Annotated in this window: 15 protein-coding genes; 3 read left to right on the forward strand and 12 right to left on the reverse strand. The window is 68.0% G+C overall.

What is annotated here, in order from left to right; translation table 11 throughout:
• Positions 1 to 15: 15 nt before the first annotated feature.
• Positions 16 to 987: a PDR/VanB family oxidoreductase gene (locus tag ACLJPD_RS01415; RefSeq protein WP_410869841.1), complete on the reverse strand. Its 972-nt coding sequence runs from the start codon at positions 985 to 987 to the stop codon at positions 16 to 18.
• Position 988: 1 nt separating this feature from the next.
• Positions 989 to 2,086, reverse strand: coding sequence for a Rieske 2Fe-2S domain-containing protein (locus ACLJPD_RS01420; RefSeq protein ID WP_410869842.1), 1,098 nt, complete (start codon positions 2,084 to 2,086; stop codon positions 989 to 991).
• A gap of 108 nt (positions 2,087 to 2,194) precedes the next feature.
• Here ACLJPD_RS01420 and ACLJPD_RS01425 point away from each other — a divergent pair, with 108 nt between their 5' ends.
• Complete coding sequence (locus tag ACLJPD_RS01425; RefSeq protein ID WP_410869843.1) at positions 2,195 to 2,788, forward strand: PadR family transcriptional regulator; 594 nt, start codon at positions 2,195 to 2,197, stop codon at positions 2,786 to 2,788.
• Positions 2,789 to 2,834: 46 nt separating this feature from the next.
• On the opposite strand, the gene ACLJPD_RS01430 is transcribed toward ACLJPD_RS01425, so the two are convergent.
• The 6 genes from ACLJPD_RS01430 to ACLJPD_RS01455 form a co-directional block, all read right to left on the reverse strand.
• Positions 2,835 to 3,632 carry an ABC transporter permease gene (locus ACLJPD_RS01430; RefSeq protein ID WP_410869845.1) on the reverse strand — a complete coding sequence of 266 codons (798 nt, stop codon included), beginning with the start codon at positions 3,630 to 3,632 and terminating at the stop codon, positions 2,835 to 2,837.
• Positions 3,633 to 3,634: 2 nt separating this feature from the next.
• A complete protein-coding gene (locus ACLJPD_RS01435; protein WP_410869846.1) occupies positions 3,635 to 4,531 on the reverse strand; it encodes a 2-aminoethylphosphonate ABC transporter permease subunit in 897 nt (298 codons plus the stop codon).
• On the reverse strand, positions 4,528 to 5,694 hold the full coding sequence (locus ACLJPD_RS01440) for an ABC transporter ATP-binding protein (RefSeq protein WP_410869847.1): 1,167 nt from the start codon (positions 5,692 to 5,694) through the stop codon (positions 4,528 to 4,530). The genes ACLJPD_RS01435 and ACLJPD_RS01440 overlap by 4 nt, the downstream gene beginning before the upstream one ends.
• Positions 5,695 to 5,723: 29 nt before the next feature.
• Positions 5,724 to 6,779 (reverse strand): 2-aminoethylphosphonate ABC transporter substrate-binding protein, encoded by a 1,056-nt coding sequence (locus ACLJPD_RS01445; RefSeq protein ID WP_410869848.1) that lies wholly within the window; start codon positions 6,777 to 6,779, stop codon positions 5,724 to 5,726.
• A 130-nt stretch (positions 6,780 to 6,909) separates the two neighbouring features.
• Positions 6,910 to 7,596 (reverse strand): phosphonatase-like hydrolase, encoded by a 687-nt coding sequence (locus tag ACLJPD_RS01450; protein WP_410869849.1) that lies wholly within the window; start codon positions 7,594 to 7,596, stop codon positions 6,910 to 6,912.
• A 9-nt stretch (positions 7,597 to 7,605) separates the two neighbouring features.
• Complete coding sequence (locus ACLJPD_RS01455; protein WP_410869851.1) at positions 7,606 to 8,733, reverse strand: TIGR03364 family FAD-dependent oxidoreductase; 1,128 nt, start codon at positions 8,731 to 8,733, stop codon at positions 7,606 to 7,608.
• Positions 8,734 to 8,829: 96 nt separating this feature from the next.
• Between ACLJPD_RS01455 and ACLJPD_RS01460 the strand changes: the two genes are divergently transcribed.
• Positions 8,830 to 9,552 carry a GntR family transcriptional regulator gene (locus ACLJPD_RS01460; RefSeq protein WP_410869852.1) on the forward strand — a complete coding sequence of 241 codons (723 nt, stop codon included), beginning with the start codon at positions 8,830 to 8,832 and terminating at the stop codon, positions 9,550 to 9,552.
• A gap of 3 nt (positions 9,553 to 9,555) precedes the next feature.
• On the opposite strand, the gene ACLJPD_RS01465 is transcribed toward ACLJPD_RS01460, so the two are convergent.
• The gene (locus ACLJPD_RS01465) at positions 9,556 to 9,915 is read right to left on the reverse strand and encodes a DUF4254 domain-containing protein (RefSeq protein ID WP_410869853.1); all 360 of its coding nucleotides are present in this window, start codon (positions 9,913 to 9,915) and stop codon (positions 9,556 to 9,558) included.
• Positions 9,916 to 10,313: 398 nt separating this feature from the next.
• Between ACLJPD_RS01465 and ACLJPD_RS01470 the strand changes: the two genes are divergently transcribed.
• Positions 10,314 to 11,192, forward strand: coding sequence for a helix-turn-helix domain-containing protein (locus ACLJPD_RS01470; RefSeq protein ID WP_410869855.1), 879 nt, complete (start codon positions 10,314 to 10,316; stop codon positions 11,190 to 11,192).
• Here ACLJPD_RS01470 and ACLJPD_RS01475 read toward each other — a convergent pair.
• Genes ACLJPD_RS01475 through ACLJPD_RS01485 form a run of 3 tightly spaced genes read right to left on the reverse strand, consistent with a single transcriptional unit; the run spans position 11,186 to position 13,718 of the window.
• Entirely contained in the window at positions 11,186 to 11,995 is an 810-nt protein-coding gene (locus tag ACLJPD_RS01475) for an ABC transporter permease (protein ID WP_410869856.1), read from the reverse strand. The two genes, ACLJPD_RS01470 and ACLJPD_RS01475, sit on opposite strands and share 7 nt — an antisense overlap.
• Positions 11,992 to 12,864: an ABC transporter permease gene (locus ACLJPD_RS01480; RefSeq protein WP_410869857.1), complete on the reverse strand. Its 873-nt coding sequence runs from the start codon at positions 12,862 to 12,864 to the stop codon at positions 11,992 to 11,994. The genes ACLJPD_RS01475 and ACLJPD_RS01480 overlap by 4 nt, the downstream gene beginning before the upstream one ends.
• A complete protein-coding gene (locus ACLJPD_RS01485; protein WP_410869858.1) occupies positions 12,858 to 13,718 on the reverse strand; it encodes a thioesterase domain-containing protein in 861 nt (286 codons plus the stop codon). Before ACLJPD_RS01485 ends, ACLJPD_RS01480 begins: the two co-directional genes overlap by 7 nt.
• Positions 13,719 to 13,970 lie beyond the last annotated feature (252 nt).

Genomic DNA, 13,970 nt, shown 5'->3' on the forward strand with positions numbered 1-13,970 from the left:
GAGTGCGCGAGGCACTCAGGGGATGTCGACGGTCAGCACGCCGGGGCAGGCATCGGCGCGATCGCGCACCACGCGGGAGACGCACGCGCAGAGCTGGCGAGCCCTGGCCTTCTGCGCATCGCTGAAGAACACGTCGCGATGATCGACCGCGCCGCGCAGGTCGACGATGCCGACCGTGCACAGACCGCATTCGCCCTTGCGGCAGTCCGCCATCACCTCCGCGCCCGCGCGTTCGAGCGCTTCGAGCAGGGAATCGCCGGTGCGGACGGAGGTTTCGATGCCCAAGCGGGGCACCCGGACGGTGAACTCCTCGGTGTCGAACCAGCCGCTGTTGCCGAAGGTTTCGTAGCGCAGGTTCGGCAGCGGCAGTTGCGCGGCCAGCCAGCCGCGGCGCACGGCGTCCATCAGCCGGATGGGTCCGCACATGTACAGCTCCGACTCCGGATCGGCGTCGGCCACGAGGGCCGCGACATCGAGGCCGGTGCCCTCGTCGTCGATGTGCGGGCGCAGCCGATCACCGTGCAGCGCGGTCAGTTCCGGTAGGAAGGCCATCCCGGCACGGCTGCGGCCGACATAGACGAGGGTGTAGTCGGCGCCCAGCCGCGCCAGCGCCCCGGCCATGCCCGCGATGGCGGTGATCCCGATCCCGCCCGCGAGCAGGACATACCGGGGCGCCCCGATCCGGAGCGGGAAGTCCTGCAGCGGGGCGGTGATGTCGATGGCCGCACCGGGTGTCAGGGCGTGCATGAAGGCCGATCCACCGCGCGATGTCGGCGACAGACGAACGCCGAGAGTCACACCGGCGCCGTCGGTTTCGACGATCGAGTACGACCGCACGGCGTCGGGGCCGATCCGCACGTCGACATGGGAGCCGGGATCCGCACGCACACGCTGTTCGGTCCGCACGACGATGCGAGCGATTCCGTCGGCGGCGCGGGTACTGGCGGTGACGGTGCCCCGCTGCCAGGTGATCTGATTGCCGGTCATCTCAGCGCACCGCCGTCGCGACCAGTTGTTCGGCGTCGATCATGCGCTGGATCAACCTGCGCATCCACATGCCGCCCGCGTCGATATTGAGGTTGTAGAACTCGTGATCGGGGTGGGCGTCGATGCCGCGCTGCTGGGCTGCGAGCATGGCCTCGTCCTCACCGAAGACGCCGTGCACCGCCTCGCGCAATTGCGTGGTGATGAGCTGACTTTCGAGCCGGTAGTCGCGCATGAACGCCCAGAAGTAGTGGGCGCTGCGCTCGGTCGCGGGCGTGATGGTGTTCATCACGAAGCCGTTGACGCCCTGACTGCGGTCACCTTCCGGGGCGCCGGTGCCCGCCTTGGCGACACCGACATCGATGCGGATGGTCGAGGGCGCCTGGAATTCGATGATCTGCCACCGGTCGACGTGGCCCTCGAAGTCCGGGAACTTGTCGCGCATGTTCTTGCGCCAGAACGGCGGTGGATCGATGTCGAGCATCCAGCGCGTGACGGTGACGGTGCGGTCGTCGTGGGTCACCGTGAAGTCTGATTCGCTGAGTTCGTCCTGGCCGATCGACGAGGAGTGCACGAATTCCTCGTGGGTCAGGTCCATCAAGTTGTCGAGCACCAGCGTGTAGTTGGTGTCGACCGGGATGGTGCGTCCGTCACCGGCCCACTCCGGCGAATCCATCTGGAACATATCGGGAATCAGGGCCGGGTCGGCGCGCATCGGGTCACCGGTCCAGACCCAGACGAAGCGATGGCGTTCCTCGATCGGATAGGACCGCACGACGGCACTGGGGTTGATGGTCTGCTGGGCGGGCATGAAGGTGCAGCGGCCCGCGGAGTTGTAGCGCAGCCCGTGATAGGGGCATTGGACTTCGTCCGCGCCGACCAGCTTGCCCATCGACAGCGGCGCGAGCCGATGCCAGCACGCGTCCGCCAGTGCGACCGGGCGGCCCGATTCGGTGCGGTAGAGCGCGAGGGATCGGCCCGCGACGGTCCGGGCGAGGATCGATTTCGCGGTGATCTCGTGGTCCCACGCCGCGGCGTACCAGGCATTACGCGGGAAGCCGAGGGATTTCGCGGTCGCCCCGGCCGGGCTGGGATTCGTCATGAGCGGCACCTTTCGGCAAATCACTATCGCCATAGTTATTCAGTGGCGTGAGACACACACTAACTATCGATATAGTGATTGGCAACACTCCCTTGCCGAGAGGACATCATGAGCCTGCGATACGCCCTGCTGGCCCTGCTCACCGCCGAGCCACTGACCGGCTACGACGTGGCCAAGCACTTCAGCGCCTCGGTCGGCCATGTCTGGCATGCGCCCGATTCGCAGATCTATCCGGAACTGCGACGGATGGAGAAGGAGGGCCTGCTCGCGGGCGAAGAGGTGCGGTGGGGCCCCAACAGCACCAAGAAGCGCTATCGCGTCACCGACACCGGAATCGACGTGCTGCGCGAGTGGATGGACACCCCCCTCGACTACGCCCCTGGTCGCGACGCCCCCCACATGCAGGCCGCCTACTTGGAATGGGCGCAACCCGACCACGCCCGCGAGCACATGCGCCGCCATATCGCGCACCACCGCGATCAGGTCGAGCAGTGGACGGCAACCCGCGCGGCGATTCTGGACCGCAGCAACACGACCATCGCCAAACGCCTGGAGCGCTATCCCGAGGCCGACCACGAGCGAATACTCGCCTACAAGGCGTTCGCCTACGACGGTCTGATCGCGCGCGCGGAAGCCGAAATCGCTTGGGCGCAGCAGGGTCTCGAACTGATCGACAAGCTCTCACCCCCGCCGGAGGGGTGAGAGCTCGTCGACGCCGGACGATCACGGCCCGGTCAGGCGATCGCGGTCAGCGCACGGCGGCGCGACCCCGCACCTTGCCAAGGACAACGAGCACCACGAGGGTCACGACCACGAGCACCGTCGTCGCGGCGGCCGCGTCGAACACCTCGCCGCGGTCGGTTTGGGCGAAGATGCTGACGGGCAACGTCTTCCAGGTCGCGGGGTACACCATGATGGTCGCACCGAGTTCGCCCATGGACAGGGCGACCGCCAGGCCCGCGGCAGCGCCGAGGGCGGGCAACAGCAGTGGCAGGGTGATCTGGCACAGGACTCGAACAGGGCCCGCGCCGAGGGATTCGGCGGCTTGGCGATAGGCGGGGTCGAGGCGGTCGAGGGCGGCGGAGACGGCGCTGAAAGCGTAGGCCAGAACCAGGACGGCGTGGGCGAGGATGACGATCCACTTGGTGCCGCCGAGCAGGAGCGGGCGTTCGTTGAAAGCGATGAGGACGCCGAGGCCGACCGCGACCGACGGGACGGCGACGGGGAGGTGGAACACGGCGTCGGTCACCCGGCGCAACCACGAGGGCGCTTCGCGCGAAGCCAGGGCGGCCCAGGTGCCGAGGACCAAAGAGATCGCGCCGGCGAGCAGGGCGGTTTGCAGGCTCACCGAGAGGCTGGCCGCCTGTTCGCCGCTGAGCGCGTTGCCGATGTTGGTGAAACCGAGATCCGAGGGCAGTGGGCCGGTCCAGCTGCCCGCCAGCGCGGCGGCGATCACGGTGGCGATCGGAGCGACGAAGACCACCGCGACCACGAGTGCGAAAACGCCGAGTACCAGCGCTTTTCCGCGCGGAGTCCAGACAAGCACGATCAGTCCCCCTTCGGGCGGGCGATGAACCGGGCGAAGACGAACCGGTAGACGAGGTAGAGGCTCAGCGAGAGCAGCACCTGCACCGAGGCCAGCACCGCCGCGCCGGGCAGGTCGAAGGTGACGATGCCGCGGGTGTAGATCAGCGCGGGCAGCGTGATCACGCCCTTGGCGCCGGTGAACAAGACGATGCCGAACTCGTTGAGCGTGAGCAGCAGTACCAGCGAGCCGCCCGCCGCGAGCGCGGGCCACGCCTCGGGCAGCACCACCTGACGCAGCACCCGCCACGGTGAAGCACCGAGACTCGCTGCCACATCGAGTTGTTCGCGCGGCATCTGCGCGAACGCCGCCAGCACCGGGCGCACCACGAACGGGGTGAAGTAGGTGATCTCGGCCAGCACCACGCCCAATGGGGTGGTGAGGAAGTCGATGACCGGCGTTGTCGCACCGGTCAATTCCGCGATCAGCGCGTTCACCGCGCCCGCTGTCCCGTAGAGGAACGTGAAGGCGAGCGTGATCAGGAACGAGGGCAGCGTCAGGATCGTGTCGATGAGCCTGCCGACCACACCGGATCCGGGGAACGGCACGAAAGCCAGCACGATCGCGAGGAACGTGCCAAGGACCAGGCATCCGGCCGTGGCACAGACGGCGATGGAAACGGTGCGCCACAACGCGTCCCGGAAGGCGTCGGACCCGAGCACCGCGGTCCAGACCTCGGTGCCACGGCCGGTCGGGGTCTGGGTGGACTCGGTCAACACCCGCAGGATCGGATAACCGGCGATGCCGAGCACCACGAGCACAGGCGGCAACGTCCACAGGATCGGTAGCCACGACCGACGCGGCGCGCGATCCCGCGACGGCGGCGGCACATCGGGCCGGTCGAGAACGGCAACGCTCACGACGGCACCTCGCTGATCACGCGCGGGATGAGTACCCCCGCCGGATCCGGGAGCCGCACACCGACGACGGCACCGACTTCCGAGGTGAAATGCCCCGACACATCGGCGGCCAGCGCATCGGACAGCCCGTCGACCGCGAGTTCGACCCTGGTCGTGGCACCTCGCCATACCGCGGTGCGGACGGTGGCGCGCAGGGCATCCCGATCGCTGGGCTTGCCGATCGTGATCGTGTGCGGGCGCACGCAGAGCAGGGCGTCGTCGCCGGGCGCCCAATCCGCCAGTCCCACACCGGGTTGCGGCGCGTGGGCACGCAGGGTGTTGGTGCCGGCGGTGACCAGGGCGGCGGTGCCGGTGACGTGGTTCACCGTGCAGGGCAGCAGGTTGGCGCCGCCGAGGAAACCGGCGGTGAAGTCGGTGGGTGGGCGCTGCCAGAGGTTCTCGGCGGTGTCGATGTCGACGAGCCGGGAATCGCGCATCACCGCGATCCGATCGGCCAGCGCCAGCGCCTCGGCCTGATCATGGGTGACATACAGCATCGCGGTGTCGGGCAATGCTTTGCGCAGTGCCTGCAGCTCACCGAGCATCGAATGGCGCAGTTGCGCGTCGAGCGCGGCGAGTGGTTCGTCGAGCAGCAGCACGCTGGGCTTGATGGCCAGCGCGCGGGCGATCGCCACCCGCTGCTGCTGACCGCCGGACAACTCACGCGGCAGCCGCCGCGCGTAGCCACCCATGCCGACCATGTCGAGCGCTTCGGTGACCCGCGCGGCGATCTCCGCACGCGGCACCCGATGCGATTTCAGACCGAATGCCACATTGCTGTGCACATTCATGTGCGGGAACAGCGCGTAGGACTGCACGACGACACCGATCCCGCGCTTGGCGGGCGAGAGATCGGTGACGTCGCGACCGGCCAGCCGAACCGCGCCCGTGGTCGGCCGGACGAAACCGGCCAGTGCCTTGAGCGCGGTCGACTTGCCCGACCCACTCGGGCCGAGGAGCGCGACGGTCTCGCCGACGGCGACGCGCAGGGTGAAATCGGCCAGCGCGACAGCGGCCTTGCGGCCCCGGCCGTAACTGACCCCGACCCGGTCGAACACGATCGCGGGTTCGTTGGTTGCCGCCACCGAGGTGGCGGATCTCATCTGGAGGTCACCGTCGGACATCATCGAACTCCCTTATGTCACAGCTGAATTCAGCTGCCGGTTGCCTTCTGGTACGCCGCGACATCGGCGTCCAGCTCGGTGAGCACCTTGTTCCAGTCGACCGGAACGATGTCGACGCCCGTCAGTGCCGCGGCCGGACCACCATCAGCGGGGGCGGGCACATCGGTACGGGGCGACACGGCGAAGGCCTCGGGACCGAGCTTCGCCTGGGCGGCGGGAGCCATCAGGAAGCTCATCAGCTTGGCGGCGTCGTCCTTGTGCGGCGCACCCTTGGCCAGACCCATCATGTACGGGACGGCCACGGTGGAACGCTTGCCGTCGGCGGCCGGGAAGAAGACGTTGAACTTGGAGCCCTTCTCCTTCACCGTGGTCAGGTTCATCTGCACGTCACCGTTGGCGATGAGCAGCTCACCCTTGTCGACCTTGGCCTGCAGCTTGCCGGTCGAGGACGAGGGGCCGACATTGTTGGCCTGCAGCGCGGCCAGGTAGTCGAGGGCGCCCTGCTTGCCGCGCAACTGCTGCAGCAGTACCAGCACAGCGGTGCCGTCACCGGCCTGGCCGGGGGTGGAGTACTGCAGCTTGCCCTTGTACTCCGGCTTCAGCAGGTCTTCCCAGGTCAACGCCGAGGCGTCGACCGCGGGGTTGGCGATGAAGCACAGGAAGTTGTTCGCCATGGTCACGTAGGTGCCCTCGGCGTCCTTGGCCGCGGCCGGAACAGCGGCGGTGTCGATGCCGCTTGGCTGCAACAGCCCCGACTGCTTGGCCTTCTGGATGAACGGCGGCAGCGTGACGACGACGTCGGCCTGCGGGTTGGACTGCTCCTTGTCGACCCGGTTCACGACCTCGCCGGAGCCCGCCTCGACCAGGTTGACCGCGATACCGGTCTCCTTGGTGAACGCGTCGAACTGGGACTTGTACCAGCCGCCGACCCCGTCGGCGGAGTACACGGTGACGGTCCTACCGTCCGCGGATTCGGTACCGGTGCCACCACAGGCGCCGGTGAACGCGACGGCGGTGATGCCGACCAGCAGCAGCGCGGCCCTGGACAGGGGAGCCAGGCGGCGCGCGGTGAATGAAGTACGCACGATGACAGCAACTTTCGTTTCAGATGTCGGGGGAATCGCAGGGACGGATGGATCGGAGGGCGACGCCGCGGCGATCACCGCGACGGCAGGTTCAGTGGGGCCGAGTTTCAGTGGGGCCGAGCACCAGTTCTCATCGGGCCAGCACCAGCGCCGGGAACTCGGCGACCGACGCCACGACATGGGTGGCACCGGCGGCGCGCAGCTGATCGGCGGTGTGCGCGCCGGTGAGGGTGCCCGCGACGATGCCCGCACCGGCGGCCAGGCCGGTGGCGATGTCGCTGGTGGTGTCACCGAGCACGGCGATCCGGTCGACGGCGTCGACGCCGAGGCGCAGCGCGGCGGCCAGCACCATGTCGGGGTAGGGGCGCCCGCGTCCGGCATCCGACGGCGCGAGGGTGAGGTCGACCAGGTCGGCCCAGCCCAGCGCGGCGAGGAGCTTGTCCTGCGTGCTCCGGCTGAATCCGGTGGTCAGCGCGACCCGGACACCGGCCGCACGCAGCGCGGTGATCGCTTCCACCGCACCGGGAATCGGCGCGATGTCGGCCTCGTCGACCAGGGCGTCGTAGGCGGTCTCGAAGGCGCGGTTGGCATTCTGGGCGGCGGCCTCGTCGCCGTCGAGCAGCGCGCGGAACACCTCGATCTTGGACTGGCCCATGGTGTCGACCACGTAGCGGCGGGCCTGTTCACGACGCGGGCCCTCGGTCTCGATCCCGGCGGTGGTGGCGGCGCTCTCGAAGGCGCGAAGCACCAGTCCACCGTCGGCGACGGTGGTGCCTGCCATGTCGAGGGCGGCGAGCTGAATCTTGTTGTCCGACATAGGTGTTCCTCACAGTCCGATCTGGTCGGCGGTTTGTTCGCCGATGGCGGGGCCGAGCGTCATGCCGCGACCGCCGGGGCCGGTGACGACCCAGACGTTGGTATCGGCCTGTACCCGGGTGACGACAACGCCGGGGTCCACGCTCTGGCTGTAGACGCCCGCCCAGCGCCGCACGATCGGCGGCAACTTGCGGCCGAGCAGTTCCTCGGTCACCTCGGTGAGGTGGTCGTAGGGCGCTTCGTCGACGTCGAAGGCGAACGGCTCGACGTATTCGTGGGTGTCGCCGATGGTCAGGCCGCCGTGCAGGCGCTGCACGCACAGCAGCTGCATCTTGTGCTCGGCGGCGGTGGCGGTCTGGGACTGCTCGGCGGTCAGCGAATCCACCTGCGGGCCCGCGAAACCCGGGTAGTAGCGGAAGCTGTCGCCGTCGGCGATCGCGGTGGTGAGCGGTTCACCCAGCGGGGCGGTCTGCATCATCTGCAGGCGCACGCGGCGCACCGGGAGTTCGCCCGCCAGTTCGCGGGTGAGCCCGGAGTGAGCGGCGCCGGGGCAGTGGATGACGAGGTCGGCCTCGTGTCGACGGCCGTGATCGTCGACGACCACCGCGCCGGAACCGGTGTCGAGCACCGAGCGGGCTTCGGTGCCCTCATGGAAGGTGTAGCGGCCGGTCGCGGCCATATGGGCGCGCAGCGCGGGCAACGCCTGCCGCGACTCCACCGCGGCGTCGGTCGAACAGTGCAGGCCCGCCAGGTATTTGCCGCGCACCGCCGGGTTGATCGCGCGGACCGCGTCGGGGTCGAGCAGGGTGAAGCCGCGGGCGTCGGCGGTGTCGCCGACGGCGGCCGCCTCGGCGACGGCGAGTTCGGCGGGGGTGCGCACCAGCGTGATCGAGCCCGCGGGCCGAAAGCCCACGCCGGCGACCCGGCCGCCGATCTCCTCCCAGAGCTCGCGGGAACGCAGCGTCAGCGCGAGCTCGTTCGCCGAACGACCCGAGACCCAGACCAGACCGAAATTGCGGACCGTCGCGCCGCGGGCCTCGCGTTCGCGTTCGAGGTGCACGACCTCGTGTCCACGGGCTGTCGCCGCCCAGGCGTGAGCGGTGCCGAGGATCCCTCCACCGATGATGACCAATCGCATGCCACCGATAGTGGCAAATGGTCTAGACCGATAGGTGTGGACAGTGAGAACGGCAAGTTAATTTTTGGTATAGACCAATCCGGGTACGCTGGAGGCATGGATTCGCCGCAGACGACCCGCGTTCCGAAGGTGTTCTTCGTCCGCACCGAAATCGACCTGATCCTGACCGATCTCGACGAGGGCGATCCGGTTCCCTCGGAACGCGACCTCGCCACCCGCTTCGGCGTCGCCCGCGAAACCGTGCGACAAGCGCTGCGAGAACTGTTGGTGGAGGGGCGAATTCGGCGACAGGGCCGCGGCACCGTCGTCTCCCGGCCCAAGCTGACCCAGCCGTTGTCGCTGCGCTCCTATACCGAGGGCGCGATCAGCCTCGGCCGCACCCCCGGCCGCATCCTGGTCGCGTGGGAAGACATCGCCGCCGACGCCGCGACGGCCGCCGATCTCGGGGTGGAGCTCGGCACCGAGGTGATGCACCTGGAGCGGGTCCTGTTAGCCGACGGTGAACGTGTCGGACTGGAGAGCACCTACCTACCCCTGCACCGCTTCGCCACCCTGCGCGGTACCTATGACCCCACCACGTCGCTGTACGCCGCGATCCGCGCCACCGGCGTCGAACTCGCCGGTGCGCGCGAACGCATCGAAACCGTACTCGCCGCCCCACGCGAGGCGGGTCTCCTCGAATGCACCACCGCGCTACCGATGCTGCTGCTGCACCGGCGCAGTGTCGACGCCGACGGCGCACCCATCGAACGGGTGCGTTCGCTCTACCGTGGTGACCGCATCGCCTTCGAGGCGAGGCTGTCACCGGAGCCGGAGTAGCCCTTACTGTTCGGGCAGCCTGCGCCGTCCGCCCGCCACGTCGGTGACCAGATCTGTGTAACCGTCGACAAGCTCGGCGAGGTGATACCAGTGCTTGTGTGTGTTGTCGCTTCGCGCGCCGTCGACGTCGATGGCCTGGTTGGCATCCACCCAGCTACGCGCCATCCGGTCGACGACCGCTCCGAGACTTTCGGTGTGCAGCGAGGCGCCGTTGCGATGCAACGGGATCTCCTGGACACACCAGTCGTTGATGTCGTCGACGAGTTCACTTCGACGGCAATCGATCTCGGCGATCAATGCCATGTCACGCACCTGCCCCCGCCGTTCGTGCAGTTCAGCGAGTGCGTGCGCGGATCGCAACAATTCGCGATCTTGAAATCGTCGCCCCTGAAATGCGCACAACAATTGCGGAGCGGTCGGCAGTACCCCCATCACCGGCGCGCTCATCGCAACGCCCCGAATTCACCCGACACCCAAGATTTGTCTACCAACATGATTGGCTCTCGATTCGGTTATCCCGGTCATCTGTTCGGATTGTTCGCAACCAGGCTAACTGGATCATGCTCGCTCAGAAGACGAAACGCAAGATTGCGTTATCACTCCTGCAGTAAAGCCACCCTGACAGAACCCGGGGTCACATCCGCAGCGCCGCACAACCTTCCGGCGCGTTTCGCTGACTCGCCGAACACCATGGCAGAACCTATGTCGCCGTCTTCGCCGAACGCGTGACATACCGGCCTTGCGGCGCAATAATGCGTTTCATGGCAGGCAAGCGTACGACCCTGACCGTCCGGCTTCGCCGGCTCGCAGCCATGCTGCGCGAGTTGCGTGAAAGCGCCCAGCTGAGCAAGGAAGACGTCAGCGCGCGAACCGGTATCAACGTCACCACGCTGTACCGGATCGAAATGGCTCAGGCGCGTCCGCAACGTCGCACTCTCGGCGCCATGCTCGACCTGTATCAGGTCGACGAAAAAATGCGCGAGGAAGCACTCAGTCTGCTGACCGACGCGCTGAAACCCGGCATGTCGCGCCCTTACGAAGGCGCGGTATCGGAGGTGTATGCGAATTACATCAACTTCGAAGCGGAAGCATTGTCGGCCAGGCAGTACCAGACATCGACGGTGCCCGGCCTGCTACAAACCTTCGAGTACGCCGCCGCCGTGATCGACACCTCGATGCCGCGCCTTGACGCCGCGGTGATGGAGAGCAGGGCGCAGGCACGCATGGATCGCGCCATCAACCTGACCAAGGACGACCCGCTCGAACTGTGGGTGGTGATGGACGAGGCGGCGATTCGCCGGGTGGTCGGCGGGCCGGCGACGATGGCGGGCCAGCTCGACCGGCTGCTCGACGAGACCAAGCGCAAGAACGTGATCCTGCAGGTACTTCCGTTCGACGCAGGCGCTCACCCCGGCATGGCGGGCTCGTTCACGCTGCTCGACTTCCGCAATCCCGTCGACCCCGAACTGGTGTACGTGGAAAGTATGTCGGTGCACGATCTGGTCGAGGGGCACTCCGAGATCCGGCGGTTCGGCGTGATCTTCGACCAGTTGCGGGCGATGGCGTTGAGTCCCCGCGACTCGGCGAAGCTGATCACCGAAGCACGCGACGCGATCACGCAGTCCGCGGCCGCTCAGTAGCGGCTGGCGCGCCGGAACCCGATCGCGGCGGGCAGGGCGAAAACCGCGATCGCGCCGAGCGACCAGGCCAGCGTGGCCAGCAGTGGGCCGCGCACGGGACCGCCGAGCGAGAGTCCGCGCATGGTGTCGATGGCGTGGGTGAGTGGGTTGTTCTCCACGATCGGGCGGGCCCAGCCGGGGTAGGCGACGAGCGGGACGAAACCGGTACTGAAGAACATCAGCATCGATGAGCTCAGCGAAACGACTTCCACCAGTGCGGATTTCGCCGTGTACACGGCCAGGGCGGTGACCATGGTCGCGAAGCCGAGCCCGTACAGCACCGGGATGGTGAACAGCGCGATCGCGGCAGGCAGACCCTGGGTGAAGCGGAATCCGAGGGCGACGCCGACGGCGAAGATCACCATGGTGCACAGCAGGATTCGCACGCCTTCGGCGAGGACCCTGGACATCAGGCCCGACGCGCGATGGACCGGCAGCACCCAGAATCGAGACAGCAGTCCCGCCTCGCGCTCGCGACCGAGGGTGACGGCTCCGGCCAGCGAACCCGACATCACGCCGACCAGCGAGACCATCGGCACCGAGCCGTAGAGGGCATCGGCACCGGCGAAGGACGAGACCTGCTTGCCCAGCACGGCATTCAGCATCACCAGCAGTAGCGCGGGGAACAGCAGCGCCTGCATCACCGTCAACGGGTCCCGAACCCAGCGCGTCAGCAGACGTTTGGTCTGGATCGCTGTCTGCGGCAGCAGCATTCGCAGCGACTCGGTCTGCCGGGTGACCACGGGCATGGCGATGACGGTCATGCGGCCCGCCGTGCGGCGTGTCGCCAGGCGAGGCCGCAGCAGACCACCAGGATGCCGAGCGCCCAGGCGAGCCCGGGTCCGAGCGTCGCGATGTCCACCGCGCCCGCGTTGCCGGTGGAGTCACCCGCCAGTGCGCGTAGGCCGTCGACGAACTGGGAGACGGGCTGGTTGCGAACGAAACCCTGGATCCAGCTGGGAAACTGGCTCGCGGGCGCGAATCCGGTGGACACCATGCCGAAGATCAACTGCGGCAGCACCAGGATCTGGGTGGTGGCCTCGGGACTGGACGACATGCTGCCGAGCAGATCGGCACCGCAACACAGGGCGGTCGCGATCAGCAGGGCGAAGAGCAGGAAACCCACTGTGTGCCACCAGCTTCCGTAGAAGCGGAAGCCGATGACTGTCCCGCAGACGAGCGCGGCACCGACCGCGATCACCGCGCGGTGGGCGGCCACCGTGATGCGGGCCGCGAACGGTACCCAGCGTGGCATGGGCAGGGTGGCGAAACGGATGTCGAGGCCGTCGCGGGCATCGGTGGCGGAACGGAACGCGGCCGTGATGGCGCAGAACGCGACCGCCTGCATGACGATCATCGGCATCAGGAACTGGGCGTAGCTGCTCAGGCCGTGCCCGTAGACGGTCATCACGAGGTCTAGCGGCACGTAGAAGCCGACGGTGAACACGGCGGGGGCGAGCAGGGCGGTGAAGATCTCCCCGGTGCGCCACGCCGGGCGGATCAGTCGCAGCGCGAGCACCCACCACTGGGTGAGCGCCGCTGTCGGCGAGCGGACGGTAGCGGGCTCGTCGATGGTCTGCACGCCACCATGGTGGTCGATGTGCGCCGGCGCGCCGGGCAACTCGGTCAGCATGTCGTGCGCGCCGAGGACGGCGTGGTCGCGAGGATTCGGGCGATCTCGGGGAGCAGGTCGGGTGCGGTGAGTTCATCGGGGGTCGCGTCGAGGACGAAGCCGGTGACGGCCCCTTCGACGTAGGGGCGCCAATTGCGCACCGTGGCAGCAGGGTCGAGGCGATCGGTGCCGCCGGGTTCCCGGCCTGCGATACATACCGTCAGGTCGCCGAGGAGCCACGAGGGGCGGTGGCCGGTCACCATGCGCGCGGCGGCGGCGCTCACGTCGGCGAGACGGTCGAGGTCGCTGCCGGTGAGGTCGATGGTGCCCGCGAGAGCGGCGTTGATCCCCGCGGCGGTGTCGGCGTCGGTTCCGAGCAGTGGGGCGAATCGGTCGGCGGACAGCGGCACGGGTGCGGGGGCCGCGGGGTCGGTGGCGAGAAGGACCGATCGGACCTGTTCGCCCGCCGCGCGGAGCAGGACCGCGACTTCGTGGACGATGAAACCGCCCGCGGACCAACCGAGTAGCTGATACGGGCCGTGCGGGGCGATGCGGCGGATCTCGGCGAGGTAGCGGGTGGCGTATTCGCGGATGGTGCGCGGTTCGCTGCTCGCCTGCAGGCCGTAGATCGGGACGCGGGGATCGATGTGGGCGACGAGGCCCGCGTAGTTCCAGGCCAGGACCGCTTCACCGGCCAGGCAGAACAGGGGCACGCCGTCGACGTAGGTGGTGCGGGGGCGGATCGGCACCACGATGGCCGTCGCCGCGGAGTCGGCGTGCTCGTCGACGGCGGATTCCGCCGGACACGAGTCGGGCCGGTCGGGGGTCCACCCACAGGTTGACGCCAAGTCGACCTGGTCGTCGCGAGTGCTCACAACAAAGGATACGTCGTACGAAAATTCCAGCGGCCCAACACTTTCAGGGGCATCCGCGGCCGACCGAACTCGCATCCGAATCTCCTTCGCCGACCCGACAACAGTGGTGTGAGTTCCACTGTCGCGCAGGAAGACCCCGGCCCCAACCGACCCCGGGGCCTGATCACCCCCACCCAGGTGGCGGTGAAACCACCCCTAGGTGTCAGTACGTGGTCGAGGGGAGGCTGCACACTCCTGAAGAATGTCCGTCCG

Source organism: Nocardia sp. A7 (assembly GCF_046549215.1).
Classification (GTDB): domain Bacteria; phylum Actinomycetota; class Actinomycetes; order Mycobacteriales; family Mycobacteriaceae; genus Nocardia.